General features: G+C 70.3%; 4 protein-coding genes. All 4 read left to right on the top strand.

Annotated features, from left to right (window positions below; genetic code table 11):
- Positions 1-176: 176 nt before the first annotated feature.
- The 4 genes from ACFWI9_RS03555 (at position 177) to ACFWI9_RS03540 (ending at position 3144) form a co-directional block, all read left to right on the top strand.
- Entirely contained in the window at positions 177-377 is a 201-nt protein-coding gene (locus tag ACFWI9_RS03555; protein WP_387158822.1) for a hypothetical protein, read from the top strand.
- Positions 374-631, top strand: coding sequence for a hypothetical protein (locus ACFWI9_RS03550; RefSeq protein ID WP_387158820.1), 258 nt, complete (start codon positions 374-376; stop codon positions 629-631). The genes ACFWI9_RS03555 and ACFWI9_RS03550 overlap by 4 nt, the downstream gene beginning before the upstream one ends.
- Positions 632-716: 85 nt before the next feature.
- Positions 717-1619: a bifunctional DNA primase/polymerase gene (locus ACFWI9_RS03545; RefSeq protein ID WP_387158818.1), complete on the top strand. Its 903-nt coding sequence runs from the start codon at positions 717-719 to the stop codon at positions 1617-1619.
- Positions 1620-1965: 346 nt separating this feature from the next.
- Positions 1966-3144, top strand: coding sequence for a DUF3631 domain-containing protein (locus ACFWI9_RS03540; protein ID WP_387158816.1), 1179 nt, complete (start codon positions 1966-1968; stop codon positions 3142-3144).
- Positions 3145-3281: the final 137 nt, after the last annotated feature.

Genomic DNA, 3281 nt, shown 5'->3' with positions numbered 1-3281 from the left:
TTCGGCCTCGTCCTGTTCTTCCTCCTGCGCTCCAACACCCTCGGCTACGGCAGCGCCTTCATCGCCGCCGGGTTCGGCTTCTTCCTCGCCTCCACTGGCGCCTCCGGCCCCATCAACGCACTCGCCCGCGCCGTCATCGACGCCGTTGGCCAACTCTGACAAGGAGGGCTCCGACCATGACCGAACGCATCACGCTCATGGCCGCGGGCGAACTGCGCACCGCCCTGGAAGCCGCCGCCCAAGGCGACCTTCCGACGGCTGCCGCCGCGCTCATGAGCATCGACCCCACTTCCTGGGCAGCCATCGAGCACCGCCTCACCGTGCTGGGCGGATCGCTCCCCGAGCTGCTCGCCACCATCGGAGGCGAGGCGGCATGAACGCCGAACTCATCACCGCGGGGGTCCTGTTCACCCCGGCCGCGGTTCTCATCACGGTCTGCCTCGCGGGACATCTGCGCGCCCGGCGGGCCGATGACGCCTTGGCCGCAGCGCTGGCCGCCCACCGGGCCACCCAGCCCACCGGCACCGAGCCCCCGCCCAACTGCCGCGAAACGGCACCGGAGCCCGCGGCCGAACCCGCACGACTGGCCACCGTCATCGACTTCCCCACCCGACACCGCAACGCGGCCTAGATACGCCCGGGGCGGGCGCCCTCTCGCCAAAGATCGCGCCCGCCCCGGCCCATCCAGCACCTTCACAGAACTGGAGACCTCCAGCATGACTCATGTACCACCCATGGCGCCGCTCACGGCGGCGCTGGCCGCCGCGGAACGCGGCTGGCACGTCTTCCCTCTGCGCCCGCAGGACAAGCGCCCCGCGCTCCACGGGGAGGCGGTCTGTCCCGGGATTGGGGATTGCGCGGGCGGCCACCGCAAGTGGGAAGAGCGCGCCACCATCGACCCTGACCGCATCCGCCGGGCCTGGAGCATGCTGCCGTTCAACGTCGGCATCGCCACCGGCCCCTCCGGGCTGCTGGTCGTGGACCTCGACAAGCCCAAGCACAAGAGCAGTGCGGACACGCCTTGCGGCGTGACGACCTTTCGTGCGCTCTGCGAGCGCGCCGGGCAGGCCGTCCCGACCACCCACACGGTGCGGACTGCAAGCGGGGGAGCGCATCTGTACTTCACCGTCCCGCACGGCGTGCGCCTCGCGAACACCGCGGGCAAGCTGGGCAAGCTGATCGACACCCGAGGGTGGGGCGGCTACGTCGTGGCCGCGGGAAGCTTCACCCCCACCGGCCCGTACACCCCCGTGGACCCCGTCCCGCCAGTACCGCTGCCGGATTGGCTGCATGCCCTCCTGGCGCCCCGCCGGGAATCACGGGGACATGCGGCTGTGCCGTCGACGTCCCGGGCATCCCGCTACGCCGCAGCCGCGCTGCGGGCGGAAACGGCGAGCGTGCGGTACGCGCCGCAGGGCGAGCGCAACGCCACGCTGCTCGCGGCGGCCAGGGCGCTCGGACGGTTCATCGCGTGGGGCGACCTTCCGCGCGACGTGGTGGAGGAGGCTCTTCATTCAGCGGGGGAGTGCACCGGCCTCTCCGAGCGCCAGTGCCGCGCCACGGTGCGCAGCGGACTGAACTGGTCCATCGCCCACAACCCGCAGTGGAGGGCGGCATGACCACCCGCCCGCATCTCCCAATGAAGAGCCATCCCGGCACCACCGACCAGCCGCATGCCGCCGCTCCGGCTCAGGTTCCGGTGGCGGTGGGCGCCCGAAGGAGCGTCGCCGTAGGCGTCCCTTCTGCTCTTCGCCCTGACACGCACCCGGGCGACGGGCGCCGCATCGTGGCGTGGCTCCACATCTGCGCACCGCGCGGCGCGGTCCCCACGGCCACATCGCGGTGCGCGTGTGGGCGGGACCGCAGCGCCGTCGGCCTGACCAAGGTGCTGGCACTGATCGAAGACCACCAGGCGCACCGCGGCCTGTGCCCGCTCCGCACCTCTGAGGAAAGGAGGAACGCAGCATGACCAACACCACCACGGAGCAGACCGGCCGCCCGGCAACGGACGGGGCGGCGCTGCTCGATGAGGTCGAAGCCTTCCACCGCAGGTTCAACGTGTTCCCCATCGACGCGGCCTATGTCGCGGTGACGCTGTGGGACGCACACGCGCATCTGCTGGACTGCTTCGATGCCACCCCGCGCATCGCCTTCCTTTCACCCGAGCCGGGCTCGGGAAAGTCCCGGGCCCTGGAGATCGTGGAAACCCTCGTGCCCAAACCCCTTGTGGCTGCGAACGCGTCCGCGTCGGTGCTCTTCCGTGCGGTGTCCACGCTGGAGACTCGCCCGACGATCCTCTTCGATGAGGTGGACACCGTCTTCGGCCCGAAAGCGGGGGACAACGAACCCCTGCGCGGGTTTCTGAATGCAGGGCATCGCCGAGGGGTCGGCATGTGGCGCTGCGTCGGTGACGGAGCCAATCAGCAGGTGCAGGAATTCCCCTCCTACTGCGCCGTCGCCATGGCTGGACTCGGCTCCCTCCCAGACACGATCCTCACAAGGTCGGTCATCATCCGCATGCGCCGCCGCGCCCGGAACGAGCGGGTCGAGCCGTACCGGCAGCGCATACACGAGAAAGAAGGCAACGCGCTGCGGGACCGGCTCGCCAACTGGGCCACCAGCATCAGCCACCTCGTGGACGGGGTGTTCCCGGAACTACCGCTGGAGGTGACCGACCGGCCGGCCGATGTGTGGGAACCGCTCATTGCCGTCGCCGACGCCGCGGGTGCGGAGTGGCCCAAGCGGGCCCGCGCCGCGTGCGTCGAGCTCGTCAACGCCGCGAAGGAGGGCGACAAAGGCAGCATCGGCATCCGGCTGCTCGCCGACCTGCGGGACTACGTCTTCAACGGCATCGATCGCCTGCCCACTGTCGCCATCCTCGACCGTCTCCACAGCCTCGATGAGGCGCCGTGGGCGGACATGAGCGGCAAGCCGCTCGATGCCCGGGGGCTGTCGCGGATGCTGCGGGAGTACATGACCTCGGACAACAAGCCGATCGCGGCCCGGAACATCAAGAGCGGCACCAGCGTGATGAAGGGCTACTACGCGGCCGATCTGGCAGACGCGTGGGCACGCTACTGCCCCCCTCCCCCTGAGAGTCCGCTACTTCCGCTACCTCCGCTACCTCGCAGGTCAGAGCCCTGAAAACGGTAGCGGCAAACGCGGATTCATCCGCTACCTGAACACGGCAACCCCGCACCGTGCCGGCCCCCCCCCACCCGGGCCGGGTCGGGGCCCAGCCCCAACCCCAACAACAACACCGACCCAGAGAGAGAGACAGA

The organism is Streptomyces sp. NPDC127084, assembly GCF_042724175.1.
Lineage (GTDB): Bacteria > Actinomycetota > Actinomycetes > Streptomycetales > Streptomycetaceae > Streptomyces.
Note: the sequence above shows the minus strand (reverse complement) of the source record. Positions and strands in the feature narration are given on the sequence as shown.

Bases quoted from the DNA above. Each gene is read 5' to 3' on its own strand.
- ACFWI9_RS03545 (WP_387158818.1), top strand. From the start codon at position 717: ATGACTCATGTACCACCCATGGCGCCGCTCACGGCGGCGCTGGCCGCC.
- ACFWI9_RS03550 (WP_387158820.1), top strand. From the start codon at position 374: ATGAACGCCGAACTCATCACCGCGGGGGTCCTGTTCACCCCGGCCGCG.
- ACFWI9_RS03555 (WP_387158822.1), top strand. From the start codon at position 177: ATGACCGAACGCATCACGCTCATGGCCGCGGGCGAACTGCGCACCGCC.
- ACFWI9_RS03540 (WP_387158816.1), top strand. From the start codon at position 1,966: ATGACCAACACCACCACGGAGCAGACCGGCCGCCCGGCAACGGACGGG.